The following is a 23,545-nucleotide window of genomic DNA, read 5'->3' on the forward strand; positions in this document are numbered from 1 at the left end:
GTTACATCGCAGCCCACCCACCGCCCGTCAGCGCAGCACGGACCCCTTCGGTACGACGACCGGCGCGCCGCGCTCGCCGACCTCCACGTCGAGGATCACGTGGTGGCTGGCCTCGCCGAGGATCGCCGACTGGTTGGCGACGAGCACCCGGGTGCCGAGGAAGGTCGCGTTCGACGGGCTGTCGAAGGGGACCGCCGACCCGGTGGCGGACCACCGGGCGAGCACCTTGCCGGTGGGGCTGAGCTTGACGAGCTTGTTGGCGCCGAGCAGGGCGAGGTAGATGTTGCCGGACCTGGCGACACCGAAGCCGTCGGGCAGGTCGAGCGCTCCGCCCGCGGTCCACACCGTCGACAGCGCGCCCGGGCTTCCGTCCGCGCGCACGGCGAGCCGGTAGAGGTGGCCGCGGAACAGCTCCAGCGGGTCGCCGCTGGTCTGCTGGCTGACCAGGAACGACCGGGTCGCGGGCTGGTAGACGAGGCCCGTCGTACCGAACCCGGCGACGCCCTCCAGCTTGGTCGACCGGAACCACGCACGTGGCGTGCCGCCGGCAGCCGGGATCCGCCAGATGACGGCCTGGCCGTAGTCGCTGACGAAGAGCGCCCCGCCCGGGCCCCACGTCGCGTAGTTGGGGATCGGGTGCCCACCACCCGGGAGGTCGGGGATCGTCGCCTGCACCTGGAACCTGCCGGTGCGCACGTCGAGGGTCAGCACCCGCGCCCGCGACTTCTCCAGCAGGACCAGCCGGCCGCGGGCGTCGTTGGCCGCGACCTGGACGCCGCGCGGCTTGGCGAGGTCCTGGCCGGGGACCGTCCAGGAGCGCAGCAGCGTGCCGCCCGCGGTGTACTCGAAGACCCGCGAGCGCATCGAGTCACCGGACGGGTTGGTGTAGGTGCCGGCGTACACGCGTCCGTTGGGGTGGACGTGGACGTACGCCGGGAAGCCGGGCGACTGGACCTTCGCGAAGACCCGGGCGGTGCCGGGCGCGCGCTCGGCGGCGTGCGCGGGGACCAGCCCGACCGCGACCAGCACGGCGAGCAGGGCCAGCAGCGTCGTACGACGGATCACAGCTTCTCCAGCACCTCGACGGCCGCACGCTTGCCCGAGCGCACGGCCCCGTCCATGTAGCCGGTCCAGTAGGTCGAGGTCTCGGTGCCGGCCCAGTGCACGCGCCCGTAGGGCCGGTGGATGTGGTGTCCGTAGGTCGCCATCACGCGGGGCGGGTAGATCGCGACCGGGCCGCCGCGGGTCCAGCGCTCGTGGGTCCAGTCGTGCTCGGTGTATTCGATGGGCTTGAGCGCCTTGTCGCCGAACATCCGCGCGAAGCCCTGCAGCACGGCCGCACGGCGCTCGGCGCGCGAGAGCGAGCCGTACTGCCGCCACGTCGAGCCGCCGACGAACGCCAGCAGGATGCCGTGGCCGGTGTTGCGCACGCCGTTGTCGAAGGCGACCCGGACCGCGCCGGAGTCGGCGAGGCCGAAGCCGCTGAGCCCGTCCTCGCGCCAGAACGGCTTCTCGTAGACGGCGTCGCACTTCATCAGGCGACCCATCTGCATCTTCGACAGGAGGGTACGACGCCCGGCCGGCATGCCGGGCAGGGCGATGTCGAGCACCTGCTTCGGCGGGGCGGCGACCACGACCCGGCGGGCCGCGACCCGCCCGCGCGTGGTGTGCACGACGGCGCGGCCGTCGACGTGCTCGATCCGCGTGACCGCGGCCGCCAGCGCGACCCGGTCGCCGAGCTTGCGCGCGAGGGCGAGCGGCACCCGCTGGGAGCCCCCGACGAACCGGCTCTCCTGCGCGCCACCGGCGGTGTCGGAGTTGCGCTCGAAGGTGCCGACGTGGGTCTCGTTGCCCGAGCAGGCGATGTAGTGCAGGACGTAGAGCAGCGAGAGCTGGTCGGGGTCGGCGCCGAACCCGGGCTGGGTCCACGACTTGATCAGGTTGTCGATGCCCTTGCTGTTGAGGGTGTTGCTGCTGAGCCACTGACCGAGGGTGATCGCGTCCCACTGGGCGGCCTTGGGGTGGGCCCAGGGCGCGTCGACCGGCACCTCGGCGGCCATCTCGTCGAGCCGCGTCAGCGCGAGCGCGGCGTCGAGCAGGATCGTCGGGTCCGGCGGCACGGTGCCCTTGAACTCCTGGCGTCCCACCAGCGGGTTCGACGAGACGTAGACGTTGTTGCCGTCGACGTACTCCTTGAAGGTGGCGATGCCGAGCTCGTCGGCGAGCGCCTTGATGTGGTTCTGCGTGGGGCCGATGAAGGCGCCGCCGGCCTCGATGGTGCCGCCGGTGCGCAGGCCGTGGTTGAGGACCCGGCCGCCGACCCGGTCGCGGGCCTCGACGACGAGGACCGAGCGGCCGCGGCGGGCGATCCGGTCGGCGGTCACCAGGCCGGCGATGCCGCCACCGACGACCACGACGTCGACCTTGCGGGGCAGCGAGCCGCTCAGGGTGGCGGCGTTGACCTCGGCCTCGAGGGCGTCCGTGGCGAGGGCCCCGAGGGCGACCGCGCCACCGGCGAGCAGGCCGCGGCGACCCAGGGCGAGTGCGTCGGAGGAGAGCAAGGGAACACCTTTCGCCGGCGACAAACGTGAATCTGTGTCAGTTTCTGGTTTGGGAGGCTACACTGCGGCCATGACTTCCGCCAGCGTCGAGGGATCAACGACCGACCCGGTGCCGGGTGCTGTCGGGCCCACCCGTCGCCGGCTGCCCACCCAGGCGCGCTCGCGCGAACGGGTCGAGCGGATCCTCGACGCGGCCGCCCAGCTGGTCGTCGCCGACGGCGTCGAGGGACTCACCACGCGCTCCATCGCGGAGACCGCCGGCCTCCCGGTGGCCTCGCTCTACCAGTACTTCGCCGACAAGGAGGCCGTGCTCCTCGCCCTGTGCGAGCGGGACATGGCCGAGATGGACGAGCAGGTGGCCGAGGACCTCGCCGCCGCCGGCGAGCTCACGATGGCCGGCCTCGTCGAGACGTCCATGCGGGCGTTCGTGAAGGTCTACCACCGCCGCCCGGCCTTCATGCAGATCTGGATGCGGGGGCGCACCAACACCGCGGTCTACGACTACGGCCGCCACCACAACAAGCGCATCACCGAGAACCTGCTCGCCTACGCCGCCGACCTCGGCCTGATCGACCAGGGCAGCTACTCCGACGCCGAGCTGACCGCGATCGGCGAGCTCGCCGTCGAGCTCGGCGACCGCGCCTTCCAGCTGGCCTTCGAGCGCGACCCGCACGGCGACGAGTTCCTCATCGACGAGGCCATCGACCTGGTCGCGGGCTACCTCCAGAAGGTCACCGCCCGGTGAGCCTCCCCCGGGCCGGGGACCTCCGGGCCGGTGTCGCCGCGGCGGCCCGGCAGCTCGCCGAGGCCGGCCTCCTCGTCGGCACCGCCGGCAACGTCAGCGCCCGCGCGGGCGACCTGGTCGCCGTGACCGGCACCGGCGTCGTGCTCGGCGCCTGCACCACCGACGACGTCACCGTGGTCTCGCGCTCCGGCGCCGTCGTCGAGGGCCGGCTGGCGCCCACCTCCGAGCTCGCCCTCCACCTCGGCGTGTACGACGACAGCCCCCACGTCGCCGCGGTCGTCCACACGCACGCGCCCTTCGCCACCGCGGTGGCCTGCGTCCTCGACGAGCTCCCGGTGCTGCACTACCAGCAGCTCGCGCTGGGCGGCGAGGTCCGCGTGGCGTCGTACGCGACCTTCGGGACGGACGCACTGGCCGCCTCGGTCCGCACCGCGCTCGAGGGCCGCAGCGCCGCGCTGATGGCCAACCACGGCTCGGTCGCCGTGGGCGCGACCCTCGAGAAGGCGGTCGAGAACGCCGTGCTGCTCGAGTGGCTCTGCCAGCTCCACCACCGCGCCTCGGCGCTCGGCACGCCGCGCGTGCTCACCGCCGAGCAGCAGGCCGACGTCATCCGGGTCGCCATCGAGCGCGACTACGGCACCACCAAGGAGAACCCCCAGTGACCACCATGACCGTCGCCGCCGTCGGCGTGCACGTCCTCGACACGCACGTCCTCGGCATCGAGTCGATCCCGGACGGCTCGGAGGGCCAGCTCGTCGAGACCATCCGGATGTCGCCCGCCGGGACGGCCGGCGGCACGGCGGTGGTGCTCGCGCGGCTCGGCGCCGAGGTGCGGTCGTACGGCGCCGTCGGCACCGACCCCGTCGGCGACACCCTGCTCGCACTGCTCGCCCGCGAGGGCGTCGAGGTCGACGGGCTGGTGCGCAAGGCCGAGGCGCAGACGTCCGCGTCCGTGCTCCCCGTGCGCCCGAACGGCGACCGCCCGGCGTGGCACTGCATCGGGGCCAACGGCGCGTTCACGCTCGACGACCTGCCCGCGGACCTGCTCGACGGCGTGACCCACCTCCACCTCGGCGGCCCCGAGTTCCTCGGCGGCGAGGCCGCCGGGCAGCTCCTCGGCAGGGCCCGCGCCGCGGGCGTGACCACCTCGGTCGACGTACTCGCGCCGGGGGACGCGGACATGCTCGCCTGGATCGCAGACGCCCTCCCCCACACCGACTTCCTGCTGCCCAACGACGAGCAGGTGCTGGGCTTCACCGGCGCAGCCACGCTCGCCGAGGGCGCGCAGGCCCTGCTCGAGCGCGGGGTCGGCTGCGTCGCGGTCACCCAGGGCGCGAAGGGCGCGCTCGTCGCCACGGCCTCGGGGGTCGTGGAGGTGCCGGCCTTCCCGATCGAGGTCGTCGACACCACCGGCTGCGGCGACGCCTTCTCCGCCGGCTTCCTGCGGGGGCTCTCGCTCGGGCTGGCTCCGGCCGAGGCGGCCCGGCTCGGGTGCGCGACCGCGGCCCAGGTCGCGCAGGGACTCGGCACGGATGCGGGGTCCTACGACCTCGCGGCGGTCCAGGAGCTCGCCGCTTCGCGCTGAGCTGTCTCCTGCGGCGCGGTCCGGGGGCTCGCGTCGGGGTTGCGTCATACGAAGCGGCCGCCCGAGCGACCGGAACGCATGACGCAACACAGGCGCCGAGGTCGCCCCACCGGGGACGTCATACGAACCGGCCGTCCCGACGACCGAAACGCATGACGCAACACAGGCGCCGAGGTCGCCCCACCGTCGACGTCATACGAACCGGCCGTCCCGACGACCGAAACGCATGACGCAACACAGGCGCCGAGGTCGCCCCGCCGTCGACGTCATACGAAACGGCCGTCCCGACGACCGAAACGCATGACGCAACGCGGGGGCGACGACTCCCACGGTCCGGCATGCTGGGCCCATGAGCGCAGCGACCAGCACCGCAGCCGTGCGACCCCTGACCGAGGCGGACCGAGGCGGGGCGGCTGCCGTCATCGCGGCGGCGTTCGGGGACGAGGGCAGCGCGATCGTCGACCTGTGGGCCGACGTCGTGGCGCGCGGGCTCGACCGGGCGCAGCTGGTCGCCGTCGACGGCGACGAGGTCGTGGGGCACGTCGGGCTCAGCCACGGCTGGCTCGACGCCCGCTCCGAGCTGCTCGACATCCTGGTGCTCAGTCCGCTCAGCGTCGCCCCGGACCGCCAGCGCACCGGCATCGGCGCGGCCCTGCTCGCGGCCGCGGTCGAGGAGGCCGCGCGGCTCGGCGCACCGGTCGTCGTCCTCGAGGGCGACCCCGGCTACTACGCCCGGCACGGGTGGCAGCCCGCGTCGTCGTACGGCATCGAGGCGCCCTCACCGCGGATCCCCCGCCCGGCCTTCCAGGTCGTCGCTCTGCCGGGGCACGAGCCGTGGATGACCGGGCGGGTGGTCTATCGCGACGTGTGGTGGGAGCACGACGCCACCGGCCTGCGCGACCCGCTGCTCGCGCAGGTGGAGTTCAACCTGCCGGACTGAGGCCGGCGCACGGACCGGGTGGTGTGGCGGGGTGATGGGCACAGCGGGTGCACCGGAGCTAGGCGTCTCGTGACAGTCGCTGCGCGACCTCCTCGACGACCGGGCAGTCGCTGCGCGACCTCCTCGACGACCGGGCAGTCGCTGCGCGACCTCCTCGACGACCGGGTCACACCGGGCGGAGGCCGGCGATCTTCCAGTCGTCCCCGGCCCGCTCCATGGTCACCTCGACCCGGCTGCCGGCGACGGTCTCGCCGTCGCCGCCGCTGGTCGTGGTCTGCGTCAGGAACAGGAGTACGACGACCCGGTCGGCGTCGCCGCGGACCACGCCGGCCGCGCTCACCCGCGCCACCGTGCTGATCCGGCGCGCCTTCGCCTGCGGCTTCACGACGTCGTCGAGGATCGCGCCGTAGTCGGAGGTGAACTTTCCCGTCGTCTGGGCGAGCGCGTCGGCGAGGTCCTCGTCGAGCGTGGCGCTGTCGTAGCCGAGCAGCTCGGGCACCCGCTCCCGGGCCGCGGCGAGGGCGTCCGTGCGGGCGTCCGCCTCGGCGGCGGCCCGGTGGGCCTGGACGCCCAGGAGGAGGGCCGCGGCCGCGGCGAGCAGGACGGCTCCCACGGCGACCAGGCGGGCCCCCCGACCCGCGCTGGTCGCCGTCCTCCCGGCCGGCCCTCCGTCCTGCACCGCGCCGTCCGCGGTGGTCCCGTCGCCCACGGCGCTCTCCTTCGTCACGTTCGTCGGGTTCGTCAGGTTCGTCAGGGTGGTCATGCCACGAACTCCAGTCCCGAGACGAGCCAGTCGCCGTCGCTCCTGACCAGGTCGATCTTCAGCCGGTAGTTGCGCGGCTCGGCGGCCTTGGTGCTCTTGTTCTGCACGGTGCCGGTGGCTGCGACGATCACGGTCGCCCTGTCGCCGTCCAGCTTCACGACGCCGGTGGAGACCGCCTCGCCGGTGGCCTTGACCTTGTTGGCGGCGAGCGCCTTCTGCAGGCGGTCCGCCTGGGCCTCGAGCTCGGAGCGGAAGTCGGCGGTGGCGCCGTCGAGCAGCTTCGCCATGTCGGCGTCGGAGGTGGCGCCGCTGATGTCGATCAGGCCCTCGACCTCGGCGCTGGCGGCCGCCGCCGCGGCGTTCTCGTCGGCGATCCGGTCGCGGGCGTCCTGCCAGGCCAGGCCACGCCAGCCGGCGAGGGCCAGCAGCGCCAGCACCAGGAGCGTCGTCGCCACCAGGCCGCGACTGATCGAGGGGAGCGCGATCCTGCGGCGCTCGAGGGTCAGGCTGGTCATGTCAGTTCGCCTCCAGGGGTGCGAGCACGAGGATCTTCCAGAGGTCGTCGGCCTTCGCCGACCTGCCTGTCGTCACGTCCTTGGCGGCGGTGTCGTCGCCGCGCCCGACCGCCAGGTCGTAGGCGACCGTGCCGCTGGAGGCGGGCCACACCCCGCCGCGGAAGGTCAGGCCGCAGGCCGCCGGGAGCGGTCCGCGCGCGCTGGACTGCGGGCAGGGCGCGTTCCGCGCGCCCCGGACGCCGACCGGGCTGTCCACCGGCGCCTCGCAGTGCGCGAGCCGGTCGACCTTGCGGGTGGTCGTGACCCGCGGGCTGCGTCGCTGCGTCGGCGCGAGATAGCCCGACTGGCACGACGGCGGGTTGTTGAGCGCCCCGCGCAGGTCGAGCTGTACGTCGCCCTGGCCGGCCCGCGGCTGCAGCACGGTGAGGGCACGGGCGACCTCGGAGGGGTAGACCACGAGGATCTGCCGGACGTGTGGCAGGTAGGTGTTGAGCACCTGCGCGTTGGTCGTCAGGTTGGCGAGCATCATCGGCAGCACCGGCTGCAGGTCGGTGACCGTCGCGGTCGCCGCGTCGAGCCCGCCGGGCGCCCGCTCCAGCAGGGCGCGCAGGTCGGCGCTGTCGCCCTTCGCCAGCGCGGCGGTGACCTTGTCGAGGGAGTCGGCGTAGCCCTGCGTCTTCGGCGCGAGGTCGGCCTGGGTGCCGAGGACCGGCTCCAGCGCGGAGATCAGGGACGTGGTCGCGTCGATCTCCGCCTGCGCCTCGGTCAGCAGCCTGCCGGAGGAGTCGACGAGCTCGCTGAGCTCGGGCCCGGACCCGCCCAGGCCCTCGTCGACCTGGTCCAGGACGGCCTTCGTCTCCTTCTTCGGCACCGACTCGAGGAGCCGGTTGAGGGAGTCGAGCACGGGCGTGATCTGGGGCATCCCGACCGCCCGCTCGCGCGGGATCGCGGCGCCGTCGGCGAGGAGCTCGCCACTGCTCGTGTCCTTGCCCGTGTCCTTGCCGGACGGGTCCACCAGGTCGACGTACTGCTCACCGATGGCGGACGTGCTGTGCAGCTCGGCGGAGACGCCGGCGGGGATGTCGGTGCCGTTGTCGATGCGCAGGGTCGCGACGGCCCCGCTGTCGGTGACGTCGAGGTCGGAGACCTGGCCGACGTTGACGCCCCGGTAGGTCACCGCGGCCTTCGGGTAGAGGCCGCTGGCGTCCTCGAAGTCGACCGTGACGTCGTACACGCCGACGCCGAGCATCGCGGGGACCCGGGCGTAGTGGATGAACGCGAGGCCGAGGGCGAGCGTCGCGAGGACCGCGAAGATGCGCAGCTGGCGCTTGATGAGGGGTGTGAGCAGCATCGGCGTTCCTAACAGAGGCCCAGGATCGAGAGCAGGCAGCCGTTCTTCGTCGGCTCGTCGGTCGGTGCCGGGGTCGCCGGCTCGTCGCTGTCGGACGGAGCCGCACCGTCGGAGCCGTGGTCCCCGTCGCTGCCCTCGGCGGCGGCACCGTCCGGCACTTCGGCGAGCGGGTTCTCGACCGGGTCGCCGGCCTGCAGGGCAGGTGCGACGCCGCCCAGCCAGGTGCCCGACAGCGCCGTCGTGGTGAGGTCGAGGGTGGCGAACAGGTTGGCGTAGTCGCCGCGGACGGCGTCCGAGGTCGTCATGGCGGGGAAGGGCATGGTGATGCCGATCTTCAGCGCGTCCGGCAGGGTCTCGCTGACCTCGCCGAGGTTCCTGAGGATCGGCCCGAGCGCGTCCAGGTTGGCGAGCAGCGCGCTCTCGCTGGCGTCGACGACACGGACCGCGCGGTCGCCCGCCCGGCCGGCATGGGTGAGCGCCTTGACCAGCCGCGCCCGCTCGGTCTCGAGCACCTCGAGCCCGGGCGTGATCCGGTCGATCGCCGTGGCGATCGTCGTCTCGTCCTTGCGGAGCCCCGCGGACAGGCTGTTGAGCGACTCCAGCGCCGACACGATCTCGCCCTTGTTGGCGTCGAGGACGGCCAGCAGCTCGTTGGCGTGACGGATCAGGCCGCGGGTGTCCGGGACCCTGTCACGCAGCGCGGTGGAGAGCTCGCCGGTGATCGTGCTGATCTGGGAGAGGCCGCCGTTGTTGAGCAGCAGCGCGACCGCGCCGAGGACCTGCTCGGTCGCCGGGTAGGTGCCGGTCTGCTCCACGCCGATCACGTCGCCCTCACCGAGCACCGGACCGGTCGCACCGGTGTCGGCGGCGGCGAGCGCGACCTCGTCGGCGCCGACGTCGGAGCGGCCGTCGCCCGAGCCGGGCACCGACACCTCGACGTACTGCGCGCCGAGGAGGGTCTTCTGTCCGATCGAGAAGATGGCGTCCCTCGGGAGCGGCACGTCCTCGAGCAGGTGCAGCTGGACGACCGCCTCCCAGCCCTCGACGTCGATCTCGCCGACCGTGCCGATCACGACGTTGTCCTTCTGGACCGTCGAGTTCGGCACCAGGTTCTCGATCTGGTCGAAGTGGACCGTGACGGTGTAGCCGTCGTCGCCGACGGCGACCTGGCCGGGCAGCGTGTTGTCGTTGGGCTGGATGTCGCAGCCCGAGCCGAGCAGTGCGGCGCCGACCAGCAGCGCCCCGACCGCCCCGCGGGTACGACGGCCCCGCATCCCCTTCGTGCTCACTGCGCGCTCCCCAGGTCGTCGAGTCCGAGCAGGCCGAGCAACGGCTGGAGGGCCTGCGTGCACTGCTCGCTGGTCCCACCCGCACCGAGGACCGCTCCGCAGAGGAGCTGAGCGGCGCTGTCCAGGCCACTGAGCGTCGCGCGTCCGGTGATGGCCTCGTGCTCGATCGTGTTGCTCAGGTCGACGATCGCGTGCGGTGCGAGGTGCAGGATGCCCGCCAGCTCGTTGGACCGGTCGGCCAGCGTGGCCGCGAGCGTGTTCAGGTCGGTGACCGACTCCCTGATCCGGCCACGGTGCTTCCTGAAGTACTTCTCCACGACGGGCAGGACCGCGGCCAGGTCGCGGATCGCGCCGCTCAGGTTGCTGCGGTTGGCCGCCAGCACGCCGCTCACGTCGTCGAGCTCGGTGGTGACGCCGCGCAGGGCGGCGTCGTTGAGGGCGAGGTTCTTCGTGAAGGTGTTGAGGTTGCGGATCGTGCTGAACAGGTCGGAGCGGCCGTCGGACAGCGCGGTCGCGGCGCCCTGCAGCTCGGTGATCGCCTGCCGCAGGTCGGTCGAGTTGCCGTCGCGCAGGCCCTTCTCGATCGCGGTGATGGCGTCGGCGAGGGGGCCGTTCCGCTTGCCCTTGTCGGGGCCGAGGGTGGTGGCGAGGTCGGTCAGCTGCTGCTTGACGTCGTCGAAGGTCACCGGCACGGCCGTCTTATCGAGCGCGATCGTGGCGCCGTCCTCCAGCTCGTCGCCGCCGGTGTAGACGGGCTCGAACTGCACGAAGCGCCCGCTGACCAGGCTCGGCGACACGATCGCGGCGTGCGCGTCGGCCGGGATCGGCTGGCCGGAGTCGACCGTCATGGTGACCAGCACGCCCTCGGGCTTGTTCTCGATGCCGGTGATCTCACCGACGCGGACGCCGAGCACCTTCACGTCGTCGCCCTTGTTGAGCCCCTCGGCGCTGGAGAACATCGCGTGCACCGTCGTACTGCTGGTGTCGCGGTTCCACGCGAGGAGGCCGAGCGCGACGGCCGCGACGACGAGGAGGGTCACGATGCGGCGGCCCGTGACGAGGGTGTTCATGGCATCACTCCGGAGATGATCGGGGCGAGGGTCGCGGGCGAGGTGAGGTTCTGGATGTAGGCGTCGAACCACGGCCCGGTGGAGACCGCCTCGCCGAACGCGGTCGCGTAGCCGCGCAGTCCGGTGATCGTCGCCTGCAGGTTCTTCCGGTTCCTGTTCAGCAGGCCCACCACGCCGTCCAGCTCGTCGAGCGCCGGGCCGAGGACGTCGTCGGTGTCCTTCAGCAGCGTCCGCAGCGCCGTCGACAGCTCACGGGCGCTGGACAGCAGGTTCGTGACGACCTTCTGCCGGGCGTCGAGCTCGGTGAGCAGCGAGCGGCCGGAGCCGAGCAGTGAGGCGATCTGCTCGTCGCGGCCGGCCAGCACCTCGGTGACCCCGTTGGCGTGGGCGAGCAGCGAGCGCAGCTCGTCGTCGTTGGAGGAGACCGCCCGGGACAGGGCGGTGATGCCCTCGAGCGCGGGACCGAGGTCGGGGCTGCTGGCGTTGAGCGTCCTCGACGCCTGGTCGAGCGCCGCGGCGAGCTGCGACTTGTCGATCTCGGCGGTGGTCTCGGTCAGCTCGTTGAGCGTCGCGGTCAGGTTGTACGGCGACGACGTCCGCTCGACCGGGATCGTGTCACCGGCCTGCAGGTCACCGCTGCCGCGCGGCTCGAGCTCGACCGCGGCCCGGCCGAGGAGGGTGATCGTGATGATCCGCGCCTCGGTGAGGTCGCCGAGCTTCACCGAGTCGTCGGTGAGCACGATCTCGGCGGTGACGTGGTCGCCGTCGATGCCGACCTCGCGGACCTTGCCGACCTGGGCGCCGGAGATCATCACGGCGTCGCCGCCCTTGAGGCCGCCGGCCTCGGCGAAGTCGACCTCGATGACGTCGTTGTTGCCGATCAGCGGCAGCTTGTTGATGTTCATCGCGGCCATCACGGCGAGCACCAGGACGAGGGTGCCGATGATGCCGCGGACCGCGAGGCGGTCGGGGGTGATGTCGCGGCTCATCGCTGGCACCTCGGGGCGTCGGAGTAGATCCAGGGGGTGAGGACCGGCTGGTCGGCCGACAGGCCGGTCTGGATGCGGACCCCGCAGAGGTAGAAGTTGAAGAAGTTGCCGTACGACGCGGTGTTCTGCAGCGTCTCGTAGTGGCTCGGGAGCTTCTTGACCAGCGCGTCGAGGGTGTCGCGGCGCTTGTTGAGCCCGCGGGCGGTGACCGCCAGGCCCTGGAGGTCCGAGCGGAGGTCGCCCCTCGCCCGGGCGACGAGCGTCGCCGTACGGTCGGCGAAGCCGCTGATCCGCGCCGCCGCGTCGAGCACCTGCGTGTCCTGCCTGTCGAGCCCGGTGAGCAGGGCGTCGAGGCGGTCGAGCAGCAGCCCGACGGTCGCCCTCCGGTCGTCGACCGTGCCGAGCACGCTGTTGAGGTTGCGGACCACCTGGCCGATCAGCTCCTCGCGGTTGCCGATGGTGGTCGTGAAGGACGCGACGCTGTCGACGAGCGTCGCCACCGAGGACTGCTGGCCCTGCAGCACCTGCACCAGCTGCCCGGACAGCTCGTTGACCTGGGTCGGGCTGAGCCCGGCGAACAGCGGCTTGAAGCCGTTGAGCAGGGTGTCGAGGTCGAGCGCGGAGGCGGTCTGGGCCGCGGGGAGCGTGCCGCCGACGGCGAGCGTCTCCCCCGAGTCCTCCTCGCCGCGGGTCAGCTGGATCACCCGGTCGCCGATCAGGTTGCGGTACTGGATCGTCGCGTGCGTCCCGGTCGTCAGCCGCTGTCCCTTGCGGACGTCGAAGGTGACCAGCACCGTGTTGTCGGGCTGGACGTCGATCTCGCGGACCTTCCCGACGTCGACGCCGGCGATCCGCACCTCGTCGCCGACCGCGAGGCCGGACACGTCGTTGAAGACGGCCTTGTAGTCCTCGCGGTCGCCGGGCCGGACCTCGCCGGTGACGGCGGCGACCCACAGGGTGAACGCGGCCGCCATCGCGAGGAAGGCGCTGAACTTGATCAGGTCGTTGCGCTCGCGGCGCTTCTCCGGGCTGATCCGGTCTGCACGGCTCATCGGAGCTGCGTCCCTCCCTTGATCAGGCCGAGCAGGGTGTCGAGGACTGCCTGGTCGGGCGTGGGCTGCGGGCCGACGTACGGGTTGGCGCCGGTGCGGAAGCGCGGCGGCTGCTGGGCCGCCTCCTTCGCGCTGATGACCGGCAGCCCGTAGCAGGCGGGGCCGCGGTCGTCGCCGACGAGCGGCAGGTTCTCCTGGTAGGTGTACGGGTCCCGACCGGGCACGATCCGCGTGATCGTGGTGATGCCGGGGTGCGTACCACCCACGGCCGCCTCCGCCAGCTCGTTGGTCCGGGCCAGGCCGAGCACGAGGCACGGCAGCTCGGGCGAGTACCGATCGAGCACCTCGGTCACCGGGCCCAGCAGCTCGAGCGTCGTGACGAGTCCCTGCTGCGAGCTGCGGAGCAGCGAGTCCGCCTCGTCGCTGAAGCCCGTGAGGCTGCGCTCGAGCGCCCGCAGCGACGCCTGCTGGCGCACCAGCGTCTGCGAGACGGTGCCCGCCTGGCTGAGCGCCGCGACGAGGTCGGGCCGCGCGACGTCGTACACGTCGGCGACGTCGTCGGCAACCCGCAGGTCGGCGCTGAGCGTGCGCAGGGACGGGTTGAAGGAGACGAGATAGGCGTCGGTCTGCGAGATCAGGTCGCCGATCAGCCGGCCGCGCTGGTCGAGGGCACCGGCCACCGCCGTGAGCGCCGAGTTGACCTCGGCGGGCCGCGCGACGTCGAGGACCTTGGTGAGGTTCTCGAACGCCTCGTCGACCTCGACGGTCACCTTGTCGGCGGGGATGACCGCGCCGGCCTCGATCGTGGGGCCGCCCTCCTTCGCCGGCGTGAGCTGGACGTACTTCGCGCCGAAGGCGGTCGGCGGCACGATCTGCGCCGTGACGTCGGCCGGCACCCGGTCGACCTTGTCCTTGTCGATCTCGAGGGTGATCGTGACCTGCCTGCCGTCGGTCTCGATGTCGCTGACGGTGCCGATCTCGACGCCGCGCAGCTTGATCGGCGCCCCGGACGCGAGGGTCAGCCCGGCGCGGTCGGCCTGGACGGTGACCTCGACGGTGTCCGCGAAGGCGCCGCGGTACTTCGCGATCGTGCCGGCGATGAGCGCGACGATGAGGGCGAGGAAGACGAAGCCGTAGACGACCTGACGGTCGATCCTGTGCGCGTGGCCCGCGGAGGAGGTGCTCATCGGCCGCTCACCCCGCGATGTGGACCGACGGCCCACCCCAGATCGCGATCGCGAAGATCAGGTCGATGAACATCGTGCAGATCAGCGCGGAGCGGACCGCCTTGCCGACCGCCTTGCCCACGCCGGCCGGACCGCCGGACGCGCGGAAGCCGTGGTAGCAGCAGATCGACACGATCACGAGCGCCATCAACGCGACCTTGATGATCGCGAGGAAGAGGTCGCTCGGGATGAGGAAGGTGTCGAAGTAGTGCAGGTACGTGCCCGGCGCCTGGTCGTAGCCGACCGTCACGACGAGGTACGTCGCCAGCCAGCACATCATCAGCGCGATGGCGAACAGCGGGACGACCGCGATGATCCCGGCGATGATCCGCGTGGTGACCAGGAAGGGCACCGGGTGCACCGCCATCACCTCGAGCGCGTCGATCTCCTCGCTCACCCGCATGGCGCCGATCTGCGCGGTGAAGCCCGCGCCGACGGTCGCGGTGAGTGCGATGCCGGCGATGATCGGCGCGACCTCGCGGGTGTTGAAGTACGCCGAGAAGAAGCCCGAGAGCGTCGAGACGCCGATGTTGTCGAAGGACGTGTAGGCCTGCAGGCCGACCTCGATCCCGGAGGCGGCGGTGAGGAAGCCGATCACCAGCACCGTGCCGCCGATGAGCGCGAGCGCACCGGTGCCGAGGGAGACCTCGGCCAGCAGCCGCACGACCTCCTTCGGGTAGTGCCTCATGACCCGCGGCATGTGCGAGTAGGCGTCACCGTGGAAGCTCAGCTGGTCACCCAGGTTGCGCAGGGCCGTGGTCGGCCTGGCGAGCTGCTTGATGGGCACGACTACCTCACGCTCCCAGCTTGATCTGGAGGAACAGGGCGCTGATCACGCTGTTGGCGGCGAAGAGCAGCATGAACGCGAAGACGACGGTCTGGTTGACGGCCTCGCCCACGCCCTTCGGGCCGCCCTTGGCGTTGAGCCCGAGATAGCAGGCCGTCAGGCCGGCCAGCAGGCCGAAGATCGCGGCTTTCGCCTCGGAGGCGAGGAAGTCGGGGAGGCCGACGAGCAGGGTCAGGTCCGACAGGTAGAGCCCTGGTGTGGCCCCTTGCAGCACGACCGAGAAGAAGTAGCCGCCGACGAGCCCGACCACGGTCACCATGCCGTTGAGCGCCACGCCGACGAGGGTCGACGCCACGATCCGCGGTACGACGAGGCGCTCGATCGGGTCGATCCCGAGGGTCACCATCGCGTCGATCTCCTCGCGGATCTTGCGGGAGCCGAGGTCCGCGCAGATGGCGGTCGCCCCGGCACCGGCGACGACGAGCACCGACACGATGGGCCCGATCTCGCGGACGACCGCGACCGCCGCACCCGCGCCGGCGAGGTCGACCGCACCGATCTGGATGAGCAGCTGGTTGACCTGGAAGATGATCACGACGCAGAACGGGATCGAGACCAGCAGCGCCGGGCCGAAGGACACCGTGGTCACGAACCAGGCCTGCGAGATGAACTCCGCGAACCGGAAGCGCGTCGTGAACATAGTCCGGAAGACCTTGCCGACGAAGGTGTAGAAGTCGCCGAAGGTCGACAGCGCCTTGAACGGCAGCGTGCCGCGCAGCGCGTCGTCGGCCATCTTCCGCGAGCCCGGGGACATGCCGGCCGGGCCGGCGCCCTTCGGTTCGACGGGACGCTCGGGAGCGAGGGTCATGCGGTGGCCTCCGTTGCTTGCTTCGTGGCCGGGCTCGGGACGACGTACAGCGGGAGGCGCAGCGCCGCGGGCGCGGTCGGCGGGACGGCCGGGCGCACGGGCGCCACCGGCGAGAGCCGCTGGTAGGCGGCGCCGGGCGCCGGACGCTGGTCCGGCTCGCCCTTGTTGGGCCACAGCGACATGGCCCGCTCGGCCTGCGCCGTGATCGTCAGGCTCGGGTTGACGCCGAGGTTGGCCGAGATCGCGGCGCCGTCGACGACGTGGAGCCCGGGGTGGCCGTGGACCCGGTGGTAGGGGTCGATGACGCCGGTCCCGGCGCTCTCCCCGATCGCGCAGCCGCCGAGGAAGTGCGCCGTCATGGGGATGTTGAAGATCTCGCCGACCGTGGAGTACGAGCCGCCGTCGATCCGCTCGCTGATCTTGCGGACCACCTCGTTGCCCGCCGGGATCCAGGTCGGGTTCGGCTCGCCGTGGCCCTGCTCCGACGTCAGCCGCGCCCGCTTGCCGGCGCGGCCGCGCTTGGGGAGGACGGTGATCGAGTTGTCGCTGGTCTGCATGACCAGCGCGATGATCGTGCGCTCCGGCCAGCTGCCGAGGCCGCCCAGGCAGGACAGCAGCAGGAGCGGGTGGCGCAGCGCCTGCCCGATCCAGCGCAGCCAGCGCGGGGTCCGGCCGCCGCCGTCGGTCATGACCGTGAGCAGCATGCCCATCAGGCCCGAGCCCTTGCCGTAGCGGACCGGCTCCACGTGGGTCACCGGGTCGGGGTGGATCGACGAGGTGATCGCGACACCGTGGTGGAAGTCGTAGGAGCCCTTGTTGCGCATCTTCGTGCTCGACGCGCACAGCGCCTCGGAGTTGGTGCGGGTGAGGAACCCGAGCCGGTCCGAGAGCCCGGGCAGGTCGCCGGAGCGGCGCATGCCGTGCAGCAGCTCCTGGGTGCCCCAGGTGCCGGCGGCCAGGACGACCTGGCCGGCGCTGAGGACCTGCTTGCGGCGGGCCGAGCGGCCCGAGCGGTGGGTCGTGACGTCGTACCCACCGTCGGGGCGGGGCGTGATCGCGTCGACCGTGGTCCGCTCGAGCACCTCCGCACCGGCCTTCTCGGCGAGGTGGAGGTAGTTCTTGAGCAGCGTGTTCTTCGCGTTGTGGCGACAGCCCGTCATGCACTCGCCGCACTCGATGCAGCCGCGCCGCTCGGGGCCGGCTCCGCCGAAATAGGGGTCCGGGACGGCGGCGCCGGGCTGCTTCTCGCCGCCGGCGCCGAAGCACACGCCGATCGGGGTGGGGCGGTAGGTGTGGCCGACGCCCATCTCGTCGGCCACCTCCTTCATGATCTCGTCGGAGGCGGTGACGGTGGGGTTCTGGACGACGCCGAGCATCCGCTTCGCCTGGTCGTAGTACGGCGCCAGCTCGGCCTTCCAGTCCGTGATGTGCCGCCACTGGGGGTCGTTGTAGAACGCGTCGGACGCCGGCTCGTAGAGGGTGTTCGCGTAGACGAGCGACCCGCCGCCGACGCCCGCGCCGGCGAGCACGACGACGTCGCGCAGCAGCCGGATCCGCTGGATGCCGAAGCAGCCCAGGCGCGGCGCGTAGAGGAACCTCCGCACGTCCCAGGAGGTCTTCGCGAACTCCTCGTCCGCGAACCGGCGGCCGGCCTCCAGGACGCCGACCCGGTAGCCCTTCTCGGTGAGCCGGAGGGCGGTCACCGAGCCGCCGAAGCCCGATCCGACGACGAGGACGTCGTAGTCGTGGTCGGCACGCGTCTGGGCCACGGCGGCACATCCTTCGGAGCTGGCCGGGCGACGTCCCCCTGCTCGGACGCCACCTCCGGTGGAGGTCCATGAGACCGGGAGACGACCGTCACAGGCTCGTGGCGAGGGTCCAACGCTCGCCGGACGGATTGTCCGGCTGCACAACGGGCTCGACAGGCGCGGCCCGCGGGGGATCAGCCGCGAGCGACCCGGGCGAGCACCATCTGCTCGTAGCTGTCGAAGACGAGGTCGAAGTCGGCCGGGGTGACCGGCGAGCGCCACTGCTGCAGACCGACGAGCAGCGTGATGCCCATGACGGCCAGCCGGTGCGCCTCCGCGGCGTCCGGGATGACGGAGGCGAGCACGTCCTGCAGCGCCCGGACCCGGTGCTCGTCGACCCGCTTCTGCACGACGTCGACCGCGGCGTTCGTGTGCGCCCACCCGCGGATCGCCGCCTCGGCCGCGTGCGGGACCGTGGCCACGAGCCTCTTCATCACCAGCACCCGCTCGAGCGGGTCCTCGGAGGCCGCCACCAGCCGCTCGATGCGGTTGGTCTGCTCCTCCTCCCAGTACTCGAGGAACTGCTCGACGAAGCCGTCCAAGCTGCCGAAGTAGCCGTAGAAGGAGCCCGTGGTGACCTTCAGCCGCTTGCAGAGCACGGCGATCTTCAGCCGGCCCGCGCCCTCGGTCGCGAGCAGGTCCATCGCCGAGGCGAAGTAGTCGTCGCGGGTCACCAGCAGTCGCACGGCGCAACGCTATCCCGACCTCGACCTAGGCGCCCGCGCCGGCGAGCGCGCGGTAGTGCTCGACCAGGGTCCGCTTCACCAGCTTGCCCGTCGGCGTGCGCGGCAGGTCGTCGACGAAGTCCACGCTCCGCGGCGCCTTGTACGACGCCAGCCGCGCCCTGACGTGACCGACCAGCTCGGCGGCCAGCTCGTCGCTGCCGGTGACGCCCGCGCGGAGCTGGACGACGGCCTTCACCTGCTCGCCCATCTCCGGGTCCGGCACGCCGATCACCGCGACGTCGTACACGGCGGGGTGGAGGGTGAGCGCGTCCTCGACCTCCTGCGGGTAGATGTTCACGCCGCCGGAGATGATCATGAAGGACTTGCGGTCGGTCAGGTAAAGGTAGCCGTCCTCGTCGACCCGGCCGAGGTCGCCGACGGTCGTCCAGGTCGGGTGCGCGGGGTGCTCGGCGGCGCGGGTCTTGTCGGGGTCCTTGTGGTACTCGAAGGGCCGCACCTCGCGCTCGAAGTACACCGCGCCCACCTCGCCCGCCGGGGCCTCGGCGCCCGACTCGTCGCAGATGTGCACCGGGCCGAACATGCTGCGGCCCACGGAGCCCCGGCGCTCGAGCCACTCGGGCGTGGTGATCAGGGTCAGCCCGGCGCTCTCGGTCGAGGAGTAGTACTCGACCAGGATCGGGCCCCACCACTCGACCATCGCCTGCTTCACGTCGACCGGGCAGGGCGCGGCCGCGTGGATCGCGAGCCGCAGGCTCCCGACGTCGTACGCCGCCCGGTCGGCCTCGTCGAGCTGGAGCAGCCGCACGAACATCGTCGGCACCATCTGCGTGATCGTGACCCGGTGCCGCGCGATCGCGGCCAGTGCCTCGACGGCGTCGAAGCGCTCCATCACCACGACCGTCCCGCCGTGGGCGTGCACGACGCCGCACCAGCGCAGCGGCGCCGCGTGGTAGATCGGCGCGGGCGAGAGGTAGACGTCGTCGGGGCCGAAGCCGAAGGCGGCGCCGGCGAGGCCGGTCAGCGGGTCGCCGGGCTCGTCGACGGCGATCGGCAGCAGCGGCGGCTTGACCCCCTTGGGCCGGCCGGTCGTGCCCGAGGAGTAGAGCATGTCGCTGCCGCGCGGCTGCTCGTCGAGCTGCCGTTCGCCGGCGGAGGCGAGCAGGTCGTCGTACGAGCCGAAGCCGTCGACGGCGCCGCCGAAGGCGACGGCGTGCTCGACTCGTGGCGCCTGCGCCCGCACCTCGGCCGCCAGGCCGGCCAGCCGGCCGGACGCGATGAGGACCCGGGCGTCGCAGTCGTCGACGATGTACGCCGCCTCGCCCGCGGTCAGGTGGTGGTTGATCGCCGTCAGGTAGAGGCCCGAGCGCAGCGCCGCCCAGTAGAGGGTGAAGCACTCGGCGGCGTTGTCGCTGAGCATCGCGACGACGTCGCCGCGGCGCAGCCCGAGGTCGTGCAGCGCGACGGCCAGCCGTCGCGAGCCGTCGTCGAGCTCGGCGTACGTGACGACCCGGCCGCTGCCGGCCATCACGACGGCCGGCTTGTCCGGGGTGGTCCGGGCGTGGGTGCCGGGATACATCGGTGGGGACTCCTCAGGGACTCAGAAGGTGCAGGGCATCCGCTTGACGGCGTGCATGAAGTGGCCGCCGACCAGCTCCGGCTCGCCGAGCTCCAGCGTCGGGACGCGGGTCAGCAGCTCACGGAAGAGCGCCCGCAGCTGCAGCCGGGCGACGTGGTTGCCGAGGCAGTAGTGCGGCCCGCCGCCCCCGAACCCCACGTGGGGGTTGGGATTGCGCGTGATGTCGAAGCGCCACGGGTCCACGAAGACGGACTCGTCGCGGTTGGCCGAGGAGTAGAACAGGACGACCTTCTCGCCGGCCGCCACGTCGACGCCGCCGACGACCGCGTCGACCGTGGCGGTACGACGGAAGGTCATCACCGGGCTGCCCCAGCGCACGAACTCCTCGATCGCGCCGGGGATGGCGCGGTCGAAGTTCTCCGTCAGCAGGGCCTTCTGGTCGGGGTGGTCGCTGAGCGCCTTCATCCCGTGGCTCGTGGTGTTGCGGGTCGTGTCGTTGCCGGCGATGGCGAGCAGGCAGAAGTAGGACCGGATGTCGTCGTCGGTGAGCCGGTGGCCGTCGATCTCGGCGGCGACCAGGTCGCTGATCAGGTCGTCGGTGGGGTGCGAGCGCCGGGCGTCGATCAGGGTCTGCGCGATGTCGTGCAGCTCGGCGATGCCGCCGAGCAGGCAGGTGAACGGGTCGCCGGACTCGCCGATGTACTCGGGGTCGTTGTGGCCGACCATGTCGTCCACCGCCCTGACCATGCGCTCGCGCAGGTCGTCGGGCACGCCGAGCATCCCGGAGATGGTCCACAGCGGCAGCCGCATCGAGACCTGCTCGACGAAGTCGCGCGGTCCCTCGGCGAGGAAGTCGGTCACGATCGCCCCGGCCTGCTGCCTGATCTGCTCCTCGATCCGGCGGATCTGGCGCGGGCTGAACGCGGCGTGCACCAGCTTGCGGGTGATCCCGTGCCGGGGCTCGTCCATGGCGAGGATCGACTGGGTCTCCTCGAGCAGCGGCGCCGGGACGTCCTCGAACATCACGCCGCCGTGCTCGGGCGCGGAGGAGAAGACGTCGTGGGCCTTGCTGACGGCGACCACGTCCTCGTGCGCGACGACGGCCCAGTAGCCGGTGTCGTCGGGGTCCGGCATGAGGGAGCCGTACGCCGGCGGCTGCCAGGAGACCGGTCGCTCGCGGCGCAGCACGGCGAAGGACTCGTCGCGCTGGCGGGCGGTCTGCGCCCAGAAGGACTCGCTCGAGAGCTCGATCGGGTCGTGCGGGCGGGCGCCGGCGGGAGTCGCGGAGACGCTGTTCGGAGCAAGGGTCGGCATGGGAGCCACCTCCTCGAAGTCAAATGTAATACGACTTACATTACATCTGCGTCCGGATCCGTCAACCCCTTGACAGGAGGATTGTAATGTAACTTATGTTATGTCTCACGAGCACCCCCTGAGAGGAGCAACCGTGACCACGACCGCCCCGGCCCCGCCGGCCGTCCAGCCCAGCACCGAGCTCAACCTGACCCTTACCCTCGAGGAGAAGCGCCCGCTCTCCGACGGCGTCGTCGAGCTGGTCCTCAAGGCGCGCTCGACGCTGCCGCCGTGGGGGCCGGGCGCCCACGTCGACCTCCTGCTCGGCCCCGACCTGGCCCGCCAGTACTCCCTGTGCGGCGACCCCGCCGACCGGCGCTACCTGCGGGTCGCCGTGCTGCGCGAGGCCGACGGCCGCGGTGGCTCCGCCTACGTCCACGACGAGCTGGCGGTCGGCACGACCCTGCAGGTCCGCGGCCCCCGCAACCACTTCCCGCTCGTCGAGGCGCCCCGCTACCAGTTCATCGCCGGCGGCATCGGGATCACCCCGATCCTCGCCATGGTCCGCGCCGCCGAGGCCGCAGGCGCCGACTGGCACCTGCTGTACGGCGGTCGCAGCCGGGCGTCCATGGCCTACCTGGCCGAGCTGGCGCCGTACGGGGACCGGGTGAGGGTGCAGCCCGCCGACACCGACGGCCTGCTCGACCTGGCCTCCGTGCTCGGGACCCCGCGCGAGGACACCGCGGTCTACTGCTGCGGCCCGGAGGTCCTGCTCGACGCGGTCGAGCAGCACTGCGCGAGCTGGCCGGCCGGCAGCCTCCACCTCGAGCGGTTCGCGCCGCGGGCCGTCGACCCGGACGCGGTCGACACCGAGTTCGAGGTCGAGTTCGCCCGTTCCGGCGTGACCGCAACCGTGCCCGCCGGCGTCTCGATCCTCGACGTCGCCACCGCGGAGGGCGTGTTCGTCGTGCGCTCGTGCAGCGAGGGCGTGTGCGGCACCTGCGAGACCGTCGTGCTCGACGGCGAGCCCGACCACCGCGACTCGGTGCTCGGCGACGACGACCGCGCCGAGGGCTGCTTCATGCCGTGCGTCTCGCGGGCCTGCTCCGACCGCCTCGTGCTGGACCTGTGAGCCGGGGATGACCGGCCGACCCGCCAGCCAGCGGCTCAGCGCCCTCGACGCGGCCTTCCTCCAGGTCGAGGACGCGGAGAACCGGATGCAGCTCGCCGGCATGCTGCTCTTCGAGGGCCCCGCGCCGTCGTACGACGACTTCCGGGCCGCCGTCGCGGAGAGGCTCCTCGACCTGCCCCGCTTCCGGCAGCGGCTGGCGGGCTCGGTCCTCGGGCTCGGTCGTCCGCGCTGGGTGGAGGACGCGGCCTTCGACCTCGACTACCACCTCTCACACGTCGCACTCCCCGCTCCCGGCGGGGAGGTCGAGGTCGAGGCGCACATCGACCAGCTGACGACCGCGCCGCTCGACCTGCGCCGGCCGGTGTGGGAGCTGGGCCTGGTCGAGAGCGTCGGCGCCGGCTTCGCGATCTCGCTGAAGGTGCACCACTGCATGGTCGACGGCCTGTCGATCATGGACATCTTCGGGGCGCTGGTGGACCCGTTGCCGGTGGTGGCGCGGCCCGCCGGGACGTCACGGCCCGCGCCCGCCCGCGCCGGCACGTCGCTGCGCCACCGGGTCGGCGGGACCCTCGCCATGCTCGGCCAGGCGCCACGCTCGGCGCTCAACGCGGGCCCGTCCGGTCCCACCCGGCGCACGCGCTACGCGACGCTCCCGCTCGACGACCTACGGGCGGTGCAGCAGGCCGCCGAGGCCACCCTCAACACCGTGGTGCTGACGGTCGTGGCCGGCGGGCTCGAGCGCTACCTCCACCGGCGCGGCGAGGAGGTCGACCGGGTGCACGCGTTCGTCCCGGTGAACCGGCGCGCCAGTGACGACCGCGGCCGGCTCGGCAACCAGATCGCGATGACCTACCCGGCGCTGCCCGTCGGGGTGATGACCGCCCGGGAGCGCCTGGCGCTCGTCCAGCGCTCCTCCACCGAGGCCGTGCGCGGCCACCAGCCGTCGACCACGGCGACGCTGATGTCGGCGCTGGGCCTGGCGCCGGCGCCGCTGGCCGGTGTCCTCAACCGCGTCCTGCAGCTCCGGGCCGGGTTGTTCAACCTGACCGTCACCAACGTGCCCGGCCCGCCGGTGCCGGTGCACTTCCTGGGCCGCGAGCTCGAGCTGATCCTCGGGGCCACCCCGCTCACCCGCAGGCACGCGCTGACCGTGGCGGTCCTCAGCTACGCCGGCCGGCTCACCTTCTCCGTCACCACCGACCCACGCCGCCTGCCCGACGGCACCCGGCTCGTCGACGACATCCGGGCGGCGGCCGACGACCTCCTCGCCGCCTTCAGCACCGCCGACCCCACCCCCGAGAGATGAGGA

The 23,545-nt window shown here is 72.3% G+C and carries 21 protein-coding genes and 1 pseudogene; 6 read left to right on the forward strand and 16 right to left on the reverse strand.

The features are described 5' to 3' along the window. Nucleotides 1-27: 27 nt before the first annotated feature. Entirely contained in the window at nucleotides 28-1,065 is a 1,038-nt protein-coding gene (locus AC2YHB_RS22665; RefSeq protein ID WP_179648901.1) for an SMP-30/gluconolactonase/LRE family protein, read from the reverse strand. Beyond that, nucleotides 1,062-2,561: a flavin monoamine oxidase family protein gene (locus tag AC2YHB_RS22670; RefSeq protein ID WP_179648900.1), complete on the reverse strand. Its 1,500-nt coding sequence runs from the start codon at nucleotides 2,559-2,561 to the stop codon at nucleotides 1,062-1,064. The genes AC2YHB_RS22665 and AC2YHB_RS22670 overlap by 4 nt, the downstream gene beginning before the upstream one ends. 70 nt (nucleotides 2,562-2,631) lie before the next feature. Between AC2YHB_RS22670 and AC2YHB_RS22675 the strand changes: the two genes are divergently transcribed. From AC2YHB_RS22675 to AC2YHB_RS22690, 4 genes are all read left to right on the forward strand, one after another. Continuing rightward, nucleotides 2,632-3,306 (forward strand): TetR/AcrR family transcriptional regulator, encoded by a 675-nt coding sequence (locus AC2YHB_RS22675; RefSeq protein ID WP_179648899.1) that lies wholly within the window; start codon nucleotides 2,632-2,634, stop codon nucleotides 3,304-3,306. Beyond that, a complete protein-coding gene (locus AC2YHB_RS22680; protein ID WP_179648898.1) occupies nucleotides 3,303-3,968 on the forward strand; it encodes a class II aldolase/adducin family protein in 666 nt (221 codons plus the stop codon). The genes AC2YHB_RS22675 and AC2YHB_RS22680 overlap by 4 nt, the downstream gene beginning before the upstream one ends. A gap of 5 nt (nucleotides 3,969-3,973) precedes the next feature. After that, a complete protein-coding gene (locus AC2YHB_RS22685; RefSeq protein ID WP_036544189.1) occupies nucleotides 3,974-4,891 on the forward strand; it encodes a carbohydrate kinase family protein in 918 nt (305 codons plus the stop codon). Between the two features lie 349 nt (nucleotides 4,892-5,240). Further along, nucleotides 5,241-5,831 carry a GNAT family N-acetyltransferase gene (locus AC2YHB_RS22690; protein WP_179648897.1) on the forward strand — a complete coding sequence of 197 codons (591 nt, stop codon included), beginning with the start codon at nucleotides 5,241-5,243 and terminating at the stop codon, nucleotides 5,829-5,831. Between the two features lie 166 nt (nucleotides 5,832-5,997). Here AC2YHB_RS22690 and AC2YHB_RS22695 read toward each other — a convergent pair whose 3' ends face one another. The 14 genes from AC2YHB_RS22695 to AC2YHB_RS22760 all read right to left on the reverse strand — a co-directional run bounded on the left by AC2YHB_RS22695 (nucleotide 5,998) and on the right by AC2YHB_RS22760 (nucleotide 21,125). Beyond that, on the reverse strand, nucleotides 5,998-6,594 hold the full coding sequence (locus tag AC2YHB_RS22695) for a hypothetical protein (RefSeq protein WP_179648896.1): 597 nt from the start codon (nucleotides 6,592-6,594) through the stop codon (nucleotides 5,998-6,000). Next, nucleotides 6,591-7,109 (reverse strand): hypothetical protein, encoded by a 519-nt coding sequence (locus AC2YHB_RS22700; RefSeq protein ID WP_487354659.1) that lies wholly within the window; start codon nucleotides 7,107-7,109, stop codon nucleotides 6,591-6,593. Before AC2YHB_RS22700 ends, AC2YHB_RS22695 begins: the two co-directional genes overlap by 4 nt. A 1-nt stretch (nucleotide 7,110) precedes the next feature. Continuing rightward, nucleotides 7,111-8,460 carry an MCE family protein gene (locus AC2YHB_RS22705; RefSeq protein ID WP_487354660.1) on the reverse strand — a complete coding sequence of 450 codons (1,350 nt, stop codon included), beginning with the start codon at nucleotides 8,458-8,460 and terminating at the stop codon, nucleotides 7,111-7,113. An 8-nt stretch (nucleotides 8,461-8,468) separates the two neighbouring features. Further along, nucleotides 8,469-9,749, reverse strand: a complete 1,281-nt coding sequence (locus tag AC2YHB_RS22710) for an MlaD family protein (RefSeq protein ID WP_179648893.1) — start codon at nucleotides 9,747-9,749, stop codon at nucleotides 8,469-8,471. Continuing rightward, complete coding sequence (locus AC2YHB_RS22715) at nucleotides 9,746-10,819, reverse strand: MCE family protein (protein WP_179648892.1); 1,074 nt, start codon at nucleotides 10,817-10,819, stop codon at nucleotides 9,746-9,748. The genes AC2YHB_RS22710 and AC2YHB_RS22715 overlap by 4 nt, the downstream gene beginning before the upstream one ends. Further along, on the reverse strand, nucleotides 10,816-11,808 hold the full coding sequence (locus tag AC2YHB_RS22720) for an MCE family protein (protein ID WP_179648891.1): 993 nt from the start codon (nucleotides 11,806-11,808) through the stop codon (nucleotides 10,816-10,818). The genes AC2YHB_RS22715 and AC2YHB_RS22720 overlap by 4 nt, the downstream gene beginning before the upstream one ends. Then, nucleotides 11,805-12,860, reverse strand: a complete 1,056-nt coding sequence (locus AC2YHB_RS22725) for an MCE family protein (RefSeq protein WP_179648890.1) — start codon at nucleotides 12,858-12,860, stop codon at nucleotides 11,805-11,807. The genes AC2YHB_RS22720 and AC2YHB_RS22725 overlap by 4 nt, the downstream gene beginning before the upstream one ends. After that, the gene (locus tag AC2YHB_RS22730) at nucleotides 12,857-14,047 is read right to left on the reverse strand and encodes an MCE family protein (RefSeq protein WP_487354661.1); all 1,191 of its coding nucleotides are present in this window, start codon (nucleotides 14,045-14,047) and stop codon (nucleotides 12,857-12,859) included. Before AC2YHB_RS22730 ends, AC2YHB_RS22725 begins: the two co-directional genes overlap by 4 nt. Before the next feature lie 7 nt (nucleotides 14,048-14,054). Then, on the reverse strand, nucleotides 14,055-14,873 hold the full coding sequence (locus tag AC2YHB_RS22735; RefSeq protein ID WP_242530442.1) for an MlaE family ABC transporter permease: 819 nt from the start codon (nucleotides 14,871-14,873) through the stop codon (nucleotides 14,055-14,057). A gap of 7 nt (nucleotides 14,874-14,880) precedes the next feature. Next, complete coding sequence (locus AC2YHB_RS22740) at nucleotides 14,881-15,741, reverse strand: MlaE family ABC transporter permease (RefSeq protein ID WP_257026863.1); 861 nt, start codon at nucleotides 15,739-15,741, stop codon at nucleotides 14,881-14,883. Continuing rightward, on the reverse strand, nucleotides 15,738-17,510 hold the full coding sequence (locus tag AC2YHB_RS22745) for a GMC oxidoreductase (protein ID WP_207008169.1): 1,773 nt from the start codon (nucleotides 17,508-17,510) through the stop codon (nucleotides 15,738-15,740). Before AC2YHB_RS22745 ends, AC2YHB_RS22740 begins: the two co-directional genes overlap by 4 nt. A gap of 173 nt (nucleotides 17,511-17,683) precedes the next feature. After that, complete coding sequence (locus AC2YHB_RS22750) at nucleotides 17,684-18,235, reverse strand: TetR/AcrR family transcriptional regulator (RefSeq protein WP_036543595.1); 552 nt, start codon at nucleotides 18,233-18,235, stop codon at nucleotides 17,684-17,686. Between the two features lie 25 nt (nucleotides 18,236-18,260). Beyond that, complete coding sequence (locus AC2YHB_RS22755; RefSeq protein WP_487354662.1) at nucleotides 18,261-19,811, reverse strand: acyl-CoA synthetase; 1,551 nt, start codon at nucleotides 19,809-19,811, stop codon at nucleotides 18,261-18,263. 21 nt (nucleotides 19,812-19,832) lie between these two features. Continuing rightward, the gene (locus AC2YHB_RS22760; protein WP_487354663.1) at nucleotides 19,833-21,125 is read right to left on the reverse strand and encodes a cytochrome P450; all 1,293 of its coding nucleotides are present in this window, start codon (nucleotides 21,123-21,125) and stop codon (nucleotides 19,833-19,835) included. A gap of 148 nt (nucleotides 21,126-21,273) precedes the next feature. Here AC2YHB_RS22760 and AC2YHB_RS22765 point away from each other — a divergent pair. Together AC2YHB_RS22765 and AC2YHB_RS22770 are read left to right on the forward strand one after the other, a co-directional pair. After that, a pseudogene (locus AC2YHB_RS22765) lies at nucleotides 21,274-22,236 on the forward strand (PDR/VanB family oxidoreductase); the annotation flags it as partial. Between the two features lie 7 nt (nucleotides 22,237-22,243). Next, the gene (locus AC2YHB_RS22770) at nucleotides 22,244-23,542 is read left to right on the forward strand and encodes a wax ester/triacylglycerol synthase domain-containing protein (protein ID WP_487354664.1); all 1,299 of its coding nucleotides are present in this window, start codon (nucleotides 22,244-22,246) and stop codon (nucleotides 23,540-23,542) included. The last annotated feature ends 3 nt before the right edge of the window (nucleotides 23,543-23,545 follow it).

This window comes from Nocardioides sp. SRI_004 (genome assembly GCF_057586415.1).